Origin of the sequence: Salinicoccus luteus DSM 17002, from assembly GCF_000712035.1 — a bacterium.
Classification (GTDB): Bacteria; Bacillota; Bacilli; order Staphylococcales; family Salinicoccaceae; genus Salinicoccus; species Salinicoccus luteus.
The window spans coordinates 190630-203643 of sequence record NZ_KL544008.1 but is presented as its reverse complement, the minus strand read 5'-3'; the positions used below and the strand labels follow the sequence as shown (position 1 = coordinate 203643).

The window sequence follows — 13014 nt, the reverse complement described above, 5'->3', positions numbered from 1 at the left end:
TTTCAGGAATCAAAAAATCTCTGGAACCAACAGTTCCAGAGATTTCACAATTTTTGCTGCCGTCCATCTTACATGTGCCCTTCTATAGATCTACCCGATTCTGAAATTCCTGTTGATCCGTTCCAGTGTGCCGAGGATACTGATGGCGGCAAGATAGCTCGTCTTCTGGTTTTCAGGCAGCGGCTGGTTTTCTATTTTGAATTCTGCCCTGCCGAATGCACCTTCGATTTCAATCTGATGGATGTTCCTCTCAACATTCGGGTCCGCAATCAGCATCACTTCGGTCTCCTCGATGCCCATGCCTGCCATGCCGAGAATGATGGCCACATTCATATTTTGCGGATAGAGGGTGATGGCGTCTTTGGCCTTTCCATCAAACACCACCCGCTCCGACTCCAGGTTCTCATAGCTGAGTGCAGACGCCGGCTTCCGCGTCGTCAGTGTGACCTTTTTCAGGTCGCCGTGGGATTGAGCATTCTGGAGGAGATCAAGACCGCCGATGGCACCGGACGGGAGATGAAGGGTGTGCTCATGATTTTTCGCAACCCGCATCAGTTCCGCCACCAGTTCCCCGTCCGAGAGTGCACCGACACTGATCAGCATGGCGTCTTTATGTTTGAGCACTTCAGGCAGGTGTGCCTTCACCACTTCCCCATTCGCCGCTTCGACCACCATATCGATGTTGGACGATAAGAACCGGTCGAGATCCGTATACAGTGTGACGCCAAACTCGTCTTCCAGATGCTGATACTTCTCTTTGTTTCTTACGAATACGCTCTTAATCTTCAAATTTTCATGACTGTCATGATTGATGCACTCGAGCATCACATTTGCGATGGCGCCTGCACCAATGATTCCAATATTCATATAGATCCTCCTCTGTATCGTTATATATCTATCCTTACTCTACCCGAACTTGGCTTGGAAATACATCCGATCAGCTGTCATTGGCAACCGGCTACATAGAATCAGTAAAATTGGATATAGAGAAGATAATCAAGAAATGGAGGGGAATCATTCATGGCAGTACTGTTGCAGGTGGATTTCAAAATGGAAGGCCCTTTCGGCGAAGAAATGTCGGAAGCGTTCAAGGACCTCGCCGAGAGCATCAATGACGAACCAGGATTCCTATGGAAGATCTGGACCGAGAACGCCGACAGGAAAGAAGCCGATGGCATCTACGCATTTGAAACCCATGACGACGCAGAACAGTATCTTGAAATGCACACGAAGAGACTCGCCAATTTCGGCATCGACAGGGTGAATGGCAAGATTTTTGAAATCAGCCAGCAGCTCTCCAAAATAAATCATAAACCGATTGACTAGACAGAACTGGCAGGATCCAAGGATCCTGCCAGTTCTACTTATGCCGTCCCTATACCTATTGAAACGCCTCTCCACAGAAGGGGAAAGCATTCAGTCATAGGCATGCTGATGATAGTCGGGATGCTGAACATCCGGCACCACCAGGCAAGTCGCCGGATAGTTCACACCGCTCGAGAAGCTTTCCTCCTCTTCATATACAAGCAATAGATCCGACCCGGGAATTGCCTGTATCACCGTGTAGGTGACCCCTTTGTATTCAATGGTCCTCATTCATTCCACCTCCTTCATTCCCTTTTGTGTTGTCAACGTCTTCTAAGATAATTCTGACGTCTTTCCATATGTCAGCTGCACCACACCGGACTGGTACCGGTTCACTTTCTTAAGTTCCAGATTCAACCGTCCTTCAATATTATTGAACAGAGGCTTCCCCCTGCCGAGCAGGACGGGATGGATGGACAGCCGGTATTCATCGACGAGTCCCTGGTTCACGAATTCAGTGATCAGTTCCGCACCGCCATACAGCCAGATATCCCTGCCTCCTCGGGACTTCAGCGCCTCGACCGTCTCTTGCACCCCACCGGTGAATGTCACGTTGCCCTCCGTCCCTCGCTTCGACCGCGAAAAGACGATCTTCTCCTTGGCTTCAGTCATCTTCATCTCCTGATCGAGATCGGCACTCGTCTTCTCCTGTACATACGATTACCACAATTCATAGCTCTTCCTGCCGAAGATTATGGTATCCACCGATTCCAGAAAATCCGTGAAATTCATCTCCGGATCCATGATGCACCAGTCGATTTCACCATGCTCCCCTTCGATATAGCCATCCAATGTTACAGCGAGGTCCAATACGATGCGTCGCGCCATGGCAATTCCCCTTTCCGTTTGCCCCCATCATACCACACCGCCCCGTCATCGGGATGTAACGATGCTGTCATGTTTGTAATGGATACTTAACACCCTTTCCAATTGAATTCTGCCGGGTTCGGGGTATATATTGGGTGACAATAAAAACCTGAAAAAATCCATGCATCACTTGGAGATTGATGGGAGAGCATAACCATGTCACAGAAAAAACGCTTCACAGAAATTGATGCACTGAGGGGACTCGCGGCAATCGCGGTCATCCTCTTCCACTACACCACCTACTATGACGATAGGTTTGGCCATTTGAAGGATGGGTATATCGACTTCTTTTGGTTTGGGGAATACGGTGTACAGCTGTTCTTCATCATCAGCGGCTTCGTCATCTACATGTCAGTTATGAAGGTGAGATCCGCGTCCGATTTCGCCATCAAGCGGTCCATCCGCCTGTATCCGGCGTACATGTTCGCCGTCGCCCTGACATTCGTGGTCGTTTCGGCTTCCGCGATGGATGACCTCAAGGTCGGCTTCAAAGAGGCGCTGATCAACATGACCATGCTGCAGGACTTCTTCACCGGCATCGGACGGGTGGATGGCGTCTACTGGACACTCCGTGTTGAACTCACATTCTACGTACTGATGGGCATCCTCCTGATGTTCGGCAAGGCGAAGCACATCATGAGTGTTGTGCTCAGCTGGTTCGCGGCTTCCGTACTGATACAGGTCCTCCACCGTACGATGGACACGGAACTGACAGCGATCATCCGCGAATACTCCATCGCTAGCTTCAGCCACATGTTCATCATCGGCATGATGTTCTATGCCATATGGCAGCATGGCCACCGTCTCCGTTATCATGCGGTGATTGCGATGGCACTGGTCTACGACATCATCTTCATGAGCATTGAGAATGCGGCCTTCACCCTCCTCTTCATCGGGGTGTTCCACCTGATTCTCGCCGGGCATCTGAAGTTCCTGAGTGCAAAGGTGCTCGTCTTCTTCGGCACCATCTCCTATCCGGTCTATCTGGTCCATCAGAATATCGGATATGTCATGATCAACCGGATGGAATCATTCGGTCTGATCCATGAAATCTACATGCTTGTGCCGATCGGCATCAGCATGCTGATGGCATACGGCATCTACCGCTTCGTGGAGCAGCCGGGCCAGAACGCACTTTACAAGCTGTACAAGGAAAAGCGCGATGCCTATCCGGAAGATGCCATGCTGAAGCGGTAATCATGTTATCCACTAAAAAGAGATGCCATGGGCTAAACACCCATGGCATCTCTTTCTGGTCATATTTGATTTTTCATCACCCAAGCCTACACTTCCGCACCATTCGAAGCGATGACTTTCCTGTACCAGTCGAATGATGTCTTCCTGCTCCGCTTCATCGTACCATTGCCTTCATTGTCCCGGTCGACATGGATCATGCCGTACCGCTTCTTCATCTCTCCCGTAGTGAATGAAACGATGTCCATGATGCCCCACGGCGTGTACCCGATCAGATCCACACCGTCATAATTGACCGCTTTTTTCATTTCCCTGATATGGGCGCTCAAATATTCGATTCGTGCATCATCCTGGATCGTCCCGTCATCCTGAACATGGTCGATGGCACCGAATCCGTTCTCTACGATGAACAATGGAATCTGATACCGGTCATAGAGACGGTTCAATACATAGCGCAGACCGACGGGATCGATTGTCCAGCCCCAGTCACTGGCGCCGATGTAGGGATTATCGACCTCCTGCGCCAGACCGCCACTCACGATAGCGCCTTTATGTTCAGTCGTGGCTTGGCTGTCCACCGTGGCCGACATATAGTAGCTGAATCCCAGATAGTCGACGGTGCCTTTTTTGAGGATCTCTTCATCCCCTTCCAGAATCGGGATGTCCAGTCCCTCCCGTTCGAATTCCTTTAGGGCATATCTCGGATATTTCCCCCGCACATGCACATCCGGGAAGAAGAAGCGCTGCCTCATGTATTCCTCGGCAAGCATCACATCATCGGGTCTGGCAGAGTATGGATAGATTGGGATATGGGAGACCATGGCCCCGATCTGGAACGCCGGATTGATCTCTCTGCCCTTTGCCACAGCGAGTGCACTGGCGAGCAACTCATGGTGGCCCGCCGTATACATGACCGCCTTCGGATTTTCACCTTCTTCTACAGTAACACCGGAATTCGTCCAGAGGAAAATGGGGTTGCTGTAGTCCATCTTGTTGTTGATTTCATTGAACGTCATCCAGTACTTCACCTTATCCTTGTACCTTTCGAAGACGGTCTCGGCGAACTTGACGAAGAAATCGACCACCTTCCTATTTTTGAAGCCGCCGTACTCCCTCGCAAGGTGCAGCGGCATTTCGAAGTGGGAAAGTGTGATGACCGGTTCTATGCCGTATTTGAGCAATTCATCGAAGAGGGCGTCGTAGAATGCGAGACCTGACTCATTCGGCTCCGCTTCGTCCCCTTTCGGGAAAATGCGCGACCAGGCGATCGATGTCCGCAGGCACTGCAGCCCCATTTCCGCGAACAGCTTCACATCACTCCTGTAATTGTTGTAGAAATCGACCGCTTCATGATTGGGATAGAACCGATCCGGCTCGATCGTCTCCGTAATCTGCCTCGGCACCCCGTGGGCACCTGCCGTCATGACATCCACGACGCTCGGGCCCTTGCCGTCCTGGTCCCAGCCGCCCTCGAACTGATGGGCGGCAAATGCCCCACCCCATTTGAACCCTTCAGGAAATCTATTCATGAAAATCCTCCTATTCATTGTCTGCATCCTTTATTTGTTTGAGTTCATTATAATTGTACCGGTACAATTTATCAAGTAGTATATAATTTAATTCCATCAGGAAAATGCGGCTCGGGGATGATATAATACAGGATGAATATACGCCGGATGAAGGCACGCTCCAGGAGGATGAAAAGATGCTGAAATACCAGAAGATAGCTGAGGATATGGAACACTACATCATCGACAATGCATTGCGGCAGGGGGACAAGCTTCCTGTCCTTGAAGACCTCAGGAAGAAATATGAAGTCAGCAAGAGTACCATCACAAAGGCACTTGAGCTGCTCGAGATGAAGGGGATCATCTACCAGGTGCGGGGAAGCGGCATCTTCGTGAGGCGGCACAGGAGGAAAGGCTACATCAACCTCGATGAGAATCAGGGGTTCAGATCCGGGCTGGATGACTTCCAGCTCACATCGGAGGTCCTCGGACTGGAAGTCGTGGCACCTTCAGAAGAAGTCATGGCCAACCTGTCGATTTCAGCAGAAGAGCCGGTCTATCAAGTGAAACGGCTCCGCTTCATCCATGGCCGCCCGCTGTGCATTGAGGAATCATACTATAAGAAATCCGTCGTCCCCTTCCTGAATGAACAGATCGTCTCCGAGTCCATATTCACCTACCTGAGGGAAGGATTGAGATTGAAGATCGGATTCTCGGATAACTTCTTCCATATACGCAAGCTTGATGAAGATGAGGCGGAACTGCTGGCCTTGAAAACCGGAGACCCCGCCCTGTACTACGAGTCGGTCTATCACCTTCCAAATGGTGAAGCGTTCGATTATTCAAAGCTTGTATACAATTATCAGGAAGCCCAGTTTTATCTGCAGATCAACAGTCTTTCATAAGACAGAACACCCTCCCCGGCATCCCATGTGAATGGAAGCTGAGGAGGGTCGCTTTTTTTATAGACAATTTAAAAAGGAGGTGCATCCTTTTTTAAATGGAATTTTTTAAACATATCATGAAGGTCGTCCACCCTCATGAATTCCCCAATATCGAATGCTCCTGACAGGAATGGTCATCTGATAGACTTTAAAAGTGTCCTATAAAAATCGTAGGCCAAGTCATCTGATGGGATGCCATACACGTTCATCCGACCATCCTGAAATACGGTCATTTCTATACCTTTATAACTGATAAGCTTTACAAAGGGAGTTTCCTTCTTGATGTTGCCAGGCAGATGTTCTGCACTGTCGAATGCCGCCCTTTTCAACCTGAACATGTATGTTCCTCCACACAATGCCTCAATAGGACCGCTTTCCTTTTTATTCAGCAATTCATATTCACTTCTGTCGCAGACTGGACAGCTCCCATCTTTCAAGCCATCGATGTCCATAGTCTGGTTCTTCATTGTAAAAATATCGAAAGATATGAGTTTTTTAGAGAACCCTTCCCCTGAGACATGCCGGATCACTTCGCCGATTTCATAGCTTATGACCTGATGTATGGCAGGTGGAAGCACCCCGTTGATTGCACAGCTTTCCCCTGTATCGGGAATGATATCGAGCATGCATTTCAAACAAGGCCCAGTGTAGTCCATGGCATATACTGTACCCTTGCTTCCTACCGCTGCACCATAAACCCACGGGATGCCCAGCTTATGACATGCTTCGTTGATCAGAAATCGCATCTCAAAGTTGTCCATGCCATCCAATACGATATCCGGCTGATACATATCCAATATTTCCTCAATGTTACGCGGGGTCATTTCGACATGCAGAGCATCAAATCCGACATGCCGGTTGATCCGGCCAATCTTCTTTTTCAGTACTTCGACCTTCGGAGACATGGATTCGGCATCATGTTCATCATAGAGCGCCTGTCTATGCAAATTGGACAGCTCCACGACATCCATGTCGATGACCGTCAGATGACCCACTCCCATACGGGCAAGCTGTTCTGCCAGATGGCTGCCTAATGCGCCACCTCCCATAATCATTATCCGTGTTTTCATCAGCTGATGCTGGCCCTCTGCCCCGAAGGGGGCGAACCTTGCCTGTCTATTGTAGCGTTCCATCATAGAAATCCAAGCCCGTCGGCGGGACTGGATGCTTGTGCAGTATACTTCACTGGAATCCTGCCAGCTTCATAACTCAGCCTTCCGGCTTCTATCCCCAATTTCATCGCACGTGCCATCTTCACCGGATCTTTCGCAGCAGAAATCGCTGTATTCAGCAGTACTGCATCTGCGCCGAGTTCCATCGCGTGGCATGCATCTTTCGGCGAGCCGATTCCCGCATCCACGATGACAGGAACATTTGCCTGTTCAACAATATATCTCATATTGAGGGGATTGCTGATACCGCGGCCAGTCCCTATAGGGGAAGCGAGGGGCATGATGGCATGGACACCGAGCTCCTCCAGCTTTCTGGCCAGCACTACATCATCTGAAGTATAGGGACACACGACATAGCCTTTTTTCAGTAGTACCCTGCATGCTTCGTACGTGCCGAGAGGGTCGGGGAGCAGGGTCTTGTCATCTCCAATCACTTCGACTTTGATCATGTCACATACACCGGCATGGCTTGCGATTTCGGCAATTCTTACAGCTTCTTCAGCCGTTTTTGCCCCAGCTGTATTGGGAAAAGTGATGAAATCATTCAAATCCACGTTCGCCAGAGGGTTCGGAAGGTTCTTGTCATACAGATTCATGCGTCTGACGGCAAAAGTAAGTACTTCCGTTCCTGATTCGGCTATCGCACCGGATTGTATCTCCTCATTTTCAAACTTGCCAGTGCCCAATAGTAATCTTGATTCCAATTCAAAAGGTCCTATCTTAAACAAAATCAACCGCCTCCTACAAATTCTAATAGTTCCAGCCTATCTGCTTCTTTTACGATGTACTCCTTGAAATCCTTCTTTTTTATGAGCACATTATTGTGCTCGACAATGATTCGGTCATGATCCAGTTCAAGCGATTCCAAAACTTCATGGATACTCATTTCATACTCGAACGCAAATGAATCTCCATTGATTCTACATTCCATTACCCACACCTCCTCTGGTGACTTGAAATGGCCTCAGCAGTTCGGGCCTCTGATTTTTGACGATCCAATCCGCAACGAGGTCTCCAATGAGTGGTGACAGCAGAATACCATTTCGATAGTGTCCGGTGATGACAAAGAGTCCATTGTCCAGTTCGTCCATGATCGGCTGCTCGCGAACCGTATATGGACGTACACCAGACCATTTTTTCAACAGGCGGCTTTCAGCAAGGGCCGGTATGGTCGCTGTGGCCTGCGTTTTCAGCCATTCTGTCCCGACATCTGATACGCCCACTGAAAAATCATCGAAGTAGCTTGTCGCTCCGATCAGAAATCGGTCTTTATTTTTGGGGACGATGTAGCATCCATTGGTCATGAATACTGTCTGGTCGAGGTTCAGTCCCTCATGTTCAACAAGCAGTACCTCCCCTTTCACACCTGAAATCATGGAGGATATACCATAACCTTCCAACAGCTTCCCACTCCATGCGCCTCCGGCGACTATCACTTTATCCGCATGGATATCACCGGCTGAAGTCATCAGCGTGTAGGAACCGAATCTTTTCGATATCTGATGGACTTCGGTCCTGGAGAAGCGCTTGATTCCTTTTGTGACGACTGAGGCAAGCAGCGCCCTGGTATATTTCCATGCATTAACCTGTCCATCGCCTGGAATATGGATGGACAGATTGCGGTATACGATCGATCCCTGTGTCAAACTATCGAGTGCCGGTCCGGTCAGTTTCTGGACCCGCGAATCATGGCTGTTCAAAAATTGATACTGGGATTCGAGATCAGGAATCCCGTCGTCATCTGCCGCCATCTTGATCAGTCCCCCCTGTCTGAATTCGATATCCAGATCATGTTCTTCCAGGAAAGCCCTGCTCAGAGCCTCAAATCTGTTTCTCGATGCAAGGGCCAATCTGAAAAGCGCCCCGTCTTCATTGAATTCGTTCTGTGCACCGAGCATGCCACCGGCTTTATATGAAGCATGCTTGCCTGGCTCATCACGGTCTACTACCGCTATTTTCAGGCCATATCCATCAAGTGCTTTCGCTATGGACATGCCGATGACACCAGATCCTACAACTGCAACATCATACATTCTCATACCACGCCCTTCTCACTGCTCTGATTTCTTCGAGATTGTGATCCATGAATAATGAAATGGCACATATGCCGCTGAACCCATCGGGCAGCTCGCCTATCGTATGCTGATTGATTCCGCCGATGGCCATGACCGGAATGTTCATTTCTGCAGCCCGCTCCATTTCATCCAAGGATCTTGGTGGCACCCCTTTTTTAGAAGCGCTTTCAAAAACATGGCCAAAGAAGACATGATCCAGACCATTCTCCCTGGCCTCACTGATGCTTTTCATGGAATGGGTCGACATGCTTACAGTAGTCTCCGGATGTCTGGCTTTATAGGCATATGCCATCGGATTATTTTCCTTGAAATGGATGGCATTCAGACGAAGGGATTCCAGCAGCCGTACATCACTATGGATGATCAGCTTGTCCTTTGGAAACCCCTTATTCATCAGGATATTGAGGAATAGCTCCAGCTCGACAGAATCCATGGGCGTCCTCAGGAGCAGGCGGTCTATGACAGGTTCTATGTCTATGAAGTGCTCCAGATCTTCAACATTCAGCTCTTTGTAATGTGTAATTGCGATAAAGATATTTTTACACCCCAAATAAAAAAGCGTTATTTTTCTTGTAGAAAAATAACGCATCAGGTTTCTTTAAATAACGTCACTTTCCTACGCCAGTATGAACTGGATCAGGTTCAAGGAATCCCAAAGTTGCTACTTTGATCTCAGCCTTTAACAAAGGCACTTCCAGTGATTTCGTTTTCTATTCAATTGATGGATCTTTCGGGCAAGTGAATTTGAATCATTGCCTTATATTTACCATTCTAAATTATATTGCTACAAAATACAATCATGATCCGATAAACCAGTCGTACAGTGGGAGATAGGATGCTGTATGAGATTGTAATTTTGAAACACTTCTACCAGGCAGATCATCCTTCCTTGCCAAGCGTCTCCAGAAAATGCGAGACGAACCCTTCTCCGTCCACATCGGTGCATATATTGACGTTAGGTGGCCTGTCCCACAGATTGCTGAAGTCGCAGATGGTCTGGCCATAGCCGAGTGAACTGATCGTCTCCACATCGACATAATGCTTCTCCGTCCTCAGGAAGTCACGGTTCAGGACATATCCGACCGTCAGCGGGTCATGCAGTGCACAGCCGTCGAGGTTGAACCGCTCCTTGCTGAAGGCACGGTAGACTTCCGTCGACTGTCTAACGAAGTCGTGGTACTTCCCGCCTTCAAGCGTATCGATGTCTGAGTTTGAAAGCAGTGTCTGCTTCGTCACATCCAGACTCACAAGCGTGGTCTCCGTGCCGCTGTGGAAGACGATGCGCGCCGCCTCCGCATCCGTGAAGATGTTGAACTCGGAGTTCGGCAGCTTGTTCCCTCTGCCCATCTCAGACACCAGTCCGCCCATGATGACCACTTCATCGAGCCATTCAGAGAGGTTCGGTTCCTTCCTGAATGCCAGTGCCAGGTTGGTCAATGGGCCGACGGCGATGAGCGTGATTTCTCCCGGATGATTTTTCGCCTGTTCAATGATGAAGTCCGCTGCGAACTGTTCCTCACATCGATTACTATATACGAAATCGTCCAGTGCATTGCCGATGCCGTCGTCTCCATGGATATGGTGGACATGCTCCGACGCCCTCAACAGTGGTCGATCCGCACCTGGGTGAACAGGCACATCTTCCCTGCCGGCCAGAGACAGTACCTTCAGTGTATTTGCGTTCACCATCTCGAGCGGTACATTGCCGTTCACCGTCGTAATGCCCAGCATATCTAGCTGTCCGCTTTCCAGGCCATACAGGATGGCCAATGCATCATCGACGCCCGTGTCGACATCCATTATCACTTTCTTCATTATGTATCCCCCACTTTCATATATATGGATTATATCAGAAGTATAGACCCAAAATAAAAAGGCTCCATAGAAGAGCCTTTCAATTATTGCCTCTGTCCGTCTTTACTGCCTCTGTTTCGCCCAGTTGATGATGCCGCCGGCGAGCATAAGCTCGAGGTGGCGCTTCGTCATGCTGTGTCTGACGGTGATTTCCTCTCCGGAATCCTTCAGCCGGATGGTGAATGTGTTGCCTTCCTGGATGGCCTGATGGACATTCCTGAACTCGATGACATCTCCCTCGTCGATCTTCTCATGATCTGCCGGATTTTCAAATGTCAGCGGCAGAATGCCGAAGTTGATCAGGTTCTGCAGGTGGATCCTGGCGAAGTCCTTGACCAGCACAACCTTCAGGCCGAGATAGCGTGGGGCCAGGGCTGCGTGTTCACGGCTGGAACCTTGGCCGTAGTTGTTGCCGGCCACAACCATGTGACCGCCTGCATCACGCTTCCCTTCCGCCCGTTCCGTATAGTTTTCATCGATGCCTTCAAAAACGAAAGTACTGATCTTCGGAATGTTACTGCGGAACGGCAGGACCCGTGAGCCGCCGGCGAGTATTTCATCCGTCGAGATGTTGTCCGCCATCTTGAGCAGTACCGGCATATCGAAGTTATCCTCGATTGGATCGAAATCCGGAATGGCCGAGACGTTCGGCCCTTTCACGATTTCGACGCTGCTGGTGTCTTCCGGTGGGGCTTCGAGCATTTCATTCGTCTTGATGGCCGCAGCTTCCGGTATTTCCGGATAATCCATATCCAGTGTCCGCGGATCAGTGATGACACCCGTCAGTGCCGAGGCGGCAGCAATTTCTGGACTGCACAGGAAGACCTTGTCCTCTTTTGTCCCGGAGCGTCCCGGGAAGTTCCGCGGTGTGGTCCTGAGACTGTTCTGGTCGGTTGCCGGTGCCTGTCCCATGCCGATGCAGCCGTTGCAGCCTGCCTGGTGCAGCCGTGCACCCGAGGAAAGCAGGCTGGCGATATGTTTATTCTCCACCAGCTGCTGGAGCAGCAGGCGTGATGTCGGGTTGATGTCGAATGAGATGCCGTTGGCGATCTGTTTGCCTTTGACGATTTCTGCTGCGACCGCAAAGTCCCGATAACCCGGGTTTGCGGAAGATCCGATGTATGACTGGTAGATCTCCTCCCCTGCAATCTCCTCGACCGGCACGACATTATCCGGGCTCGTCGGCTTCGCAATCAGCGGCACCAGTTCAGACAGATTGATTTCGTCATGGTCGTCATATTCCGCTCCCTCGTCCGCCTTCAGTTCAACCCACTCATCTGCACGTCCCTGCGTCTCCATGAAGCGCTTCACTTCCTCATCTGAAGGAAACACGGATGTCGTGGCACCCAGTTCAGCCCCCATGTTGGCGATAACGTGCCGGTCCATCGCAGAGAGGTCATCCAGGCCAGGACCGTAATACTCGATGATTCTGCCGACGCCCCCCTTCACAGTATGGCGGCGCAGCATCTCGAGGATCACATCTTTCGCACTCACCCAGTCGGGCATCTTCCCGGTGAGCTTTACACCCATGACGCGGGGCATATGGATATAATACGGCTCCCCAGCCATGGCCATCGTCACGTCGATGCCGCCCGCACCCATCGCAAGCATTCCCATACACCCGTTCGCACATGTATGGCTGTCCGAGCCGAGCAGCGTCTTGCCGGGTATCGACAGCTCCTGCATATGCACGGGGTGGCTGACCCCGTTGCCCGGCATGCTGTAGTGTACACCGAATTTCTGTGCCGCACTCCTGAGGAAAAGGTGATCATCGGGGTTCCGGTGATCATCCTGTATCAGGTTGTGGTCGACATACTGTGCGGACACTTCCGTCTTCACCTTGTCTATCCCCATCGCTTCCAGTTCAAGCATCACCATCGTGCCTGTCGCGTCCTGCGTCAACGTCTGATCGATCTTCAGACCGATTTCTTCCCCGGGTATCATTTCCCCTGAAACGAGGTGGTCCTGAATCAGTTTCTGGGCCACATTCAATGGCATGTTCTCGTCCCCCTTATAGTGTTTTACCGTTCTGCTA

General features: G+C 50.2%; 13 protein-coding genes, 1 pseudogene and 1 riboswitch. Of the genes and pseudogenes, 3 read left to right on the top strand and 11 right to left on the bottom strand.

Features of this window, described 5'->3' with window-relative positions:
- Positions 1-90: 90 nt before the first annotated feature.
- On the bottom strand, positions 91-867 hold the full coding sequence (gene nadX, locus BO53_RS0110830; protein ID WP_031548095.1) for an aspartate dehydrogenase: 777 nt from the start codon (positions 865-867) through the stop codon (positions 91-93).
- A 153-nt stretch (positions 868-1020) separates the two neighbouring features.
- Between nadX and BO53_RS0110825 the strand changes: the two genes are divergently transcribed.
- Positions 1021-1326, top strand: coding sequence for a monooxygenase (locus tag BO53_RS0110825; RefSeq protein WP_031548093.1), 306 nt, complete (start codon positions 1021-1023; stop codon positions 1324-1326).
- Positions 1327-1416: 90 nt separating this feature from the next.
- On the opposite strand, the gene BO53_RS0110820 is transcribed toward BO53_RS0110825, so the two are convergent.
- Both BO53_RS0110820 and BO53_RS13455 read right to left on the bottom strand, forming a co-directional pair.
- A complete protein-coding gene (locus BO53_RS0110820) occupies positions 1417-1596 on the bottom strand; it encodes a hypothetical protein (RefSeq protein WP_031548090.1) in 180 nt (59 codons plus the stop codon).
- 42 nt (positions 1597-1638) lie between these two features.
- A pseudogene (locus BO53_RS13455) lies at positions 1639-2193 on the bottom strand (dihydrofolate reductase family protein).
- Between the two features lie 195 nt (positions 2194-2388).
- Between BO53_RS13455 and BO53_RS0110810 the strand changes: the two are divergent.
- Positions 2389-3429, top strand: a complete 1041-nt coding sequence (locus BO53_RS0110810; protein WP_051683103.1) for an acyltransferase family protein — start codon at positions 2389-2391, stop codon at positions 3427-3429.
- A gap of 86 nt (positions 3430-3515) precedes the next feature.
- Here BO53_RS0110810 and BO53_RS0110805 read toward each other — a convergent pair whose 3' ends face one another.
- Entirely contained in the window at positions 3516-4955 is a 1440-nt protein-coding gene (locus BO53_RS0110805; protein ID WP_031548086.1) for a 6-phospho-beta-glucosidase, read from the bottom strand.
- A 176-nt stretch (positions 4956-5131) separates the two neighbouring features.
- Between BO53_RS0110805 and BO53_RS0110795 the strand changes: the two genes are divergently transcribed.
- On the top strand, positions 5132-5839 hold the full coding sequence (locus BO53_RS0110795; protein WP_031548085.1) for a GntR family transcriptional regulator: 708 nt from the start codon (positions 5132-5134) through the stop codon (positions 5837-5839).
- A gap of 173 nt (positions 5840-6012) precedes the next feature.
- Here the strand turns inward: BO53_RS0110795 and BO53_RS0110790 are convergent, their stop codons facing one another.
- The 7 genes from BO53_RS0110790 to BO53_RS0110760 form a co-directional block, all read right to left on the bottom strand.
- Positions 6013-7011, bottom strand: a complete 999-nt coding sequence (locus BO53_RS0110790; protein WP_031548083.1) for a HesA/MoeB/ThiF family protein — start codon at positions 7009-7011, stop codon at positions 6013-6015.
- Entirely contained in the window at positions 7011-7778 is a 768-nt protein-coding gene (locus tag BO53_RS0110785; protein WP_031548081.1) for a thiazole synthase, read from the bottom strand. Before BO53_RS0110785 ends, BO53_RS0110790 begins: the two co-directional genes overlap by 1 nt.
- Positions 7779-7780: 2 nt before the next feature.
- Positions 7781-7981 carry a sulfur carrier protein ThiS gene (gene thiS, locus BO53_RS0110780; RefSeq protein WP_031548079.1) on the bottom strand — a complete coding sequence of 67 codons (201 nt, stop codon included), beginning with the start codon at positions 7979-7981 and terminating at the stop codon, positions 7781-7783.
- Positions 7971-9083, bottom strand: coding sequence for an NAD(P)/FAD-dependent oxidoreductase (locus BO53_RS0110775; protein WP_031548076.1), 1113 nt, complete (start codon positions 9081-9083; stop codon positions 7971-7973). Before BO53_RS0110775 ends, thiS begins: the two co-directional genes overlap by 11 nt.
- Complete coding sequence (locus BO53_RS0110770) at positions 9076-9558, bottom strand: thiamine phosphate synthase (protein ID WP_425414487.1); 483 nt, start codon at positions 9556-9558, stop codon at positions 9076-9078. Before BO53_RS0110770 ends, BO53_RS0110775 begins: the two co-directional genes overlap by 8 nt.
- Positions 9559-9721: 163 nt before the next feature.
- A riboswitch (TPP riboswitch) is annotated at positions 9722-9831 on the bottom strand.
- A gap of 173 nt (positions 9832-10004) precedes the next feature.
- Complete coding sequence (locus tag BO53_RS0110765) at positions 10005-10940, bottom strand: nucleoside hydrolase (protein WP_031548072.1); 936 nt, start codon at positions 10938-10940, stop codon at positions 10005-10007.
- A gap of 102 nt (positions 10941-11042) precedes the next feature.
- Positions 11043-12977 (bottom strand): aconitate hydratase, encoded by a 1935-nt coding sequence (locus BO53_RS0110760; RefSeq protein WP_031548070.1) that lies wholly within the window; start codon positions 12975-12977, stop codon positions 11043-11045.
- Positions 12978-13014: the final 37 nt, after the last annotated feature.

Bases quoted from the DNA above. Each gene is read 5' to 3' on its own strand.
- nadX (WP_031548095.1), bottom strand. From the start codon at position 867: ATGAATATTGGAATCATTGGTGCAGGCGCCATCGCAAATGTGATGCTC.
- BO53_RS0110805 (WP_031548086.1), bottom strand. From the start codon at position 4,955: ATGAATAGATTTCCTGAAGGGTTCAAATGGGGTGGGGCATTTGCCGCC.
- BO53_RS0110820 (WP_031548090.1), bottom strand. From the start codon at position 1,596: ATGAGGACCATTGAATACAAAGGGGTCACCTACACGGTGATACAGGCA.
- BO53_RS0110760 (WP_031548070.1), bottom strand. From the start codon at position 12,977: ATGCCATTGAATGTGGCCCAGAAACTGATTCAGGACCACCTCGTTTCA.
- BO53_RS0110825 (WP_031548093.1), top strand. From the start codon at position 1,021: ATGGCAGTACTGTTGCAGGTGGATTTCAAAATGGAAGGCCCTTTCGGC.
- BO53_RS0110795 (WP_031548085.1), top strand. From the start codon at position 5,132: ATGCTGAAATACCAGAAGATAGCTGAGGATATGGAACACTACATCATC.
- BO53_RS0110765 (WP_031548072.1), bottom strand. From the start codon at position 10,940: ATGAAGAAAGTGATAATGGATGTCGACACGGGCGTCGATGATGCATTG.
- thiS (WP_031548079.1), bottom strand. From the start codon at position 7,981: ATGGAATGTAGAATCAATGGAGATTCATTTGCGTTCGAGTATGAAATG.
- BO53_RS0110775 (WP_031548076.1), bottom strand. From the start codon at position 9,083: ATGTATGATGTTGCAGTTGTAGGATCTGGTGTCATCGGCATGTCCATA.
- BO53_RS0110770 (WP_425414487.1), bottom strand. From the start codon at position 9,558: ATGGATTCTGTCGAGCTGGAGCTATTCCTCAATATCCTGATGAATAAG.
- BO53_RS0110790 (WP_031548083.1), bottom strand. From the start codon at position 7,011: ATGGAACGCTACAATAGACAGGCAAGGTTCGCCCCCTTCGGGGCAGAG.
- BO53_RS0110810 (WP_051683103.1), top strand. From the start codon at position 2,389: ATGTCACAGAAAAAACGCTTCACAGAAATTGATGCACTGAGGGGACTC.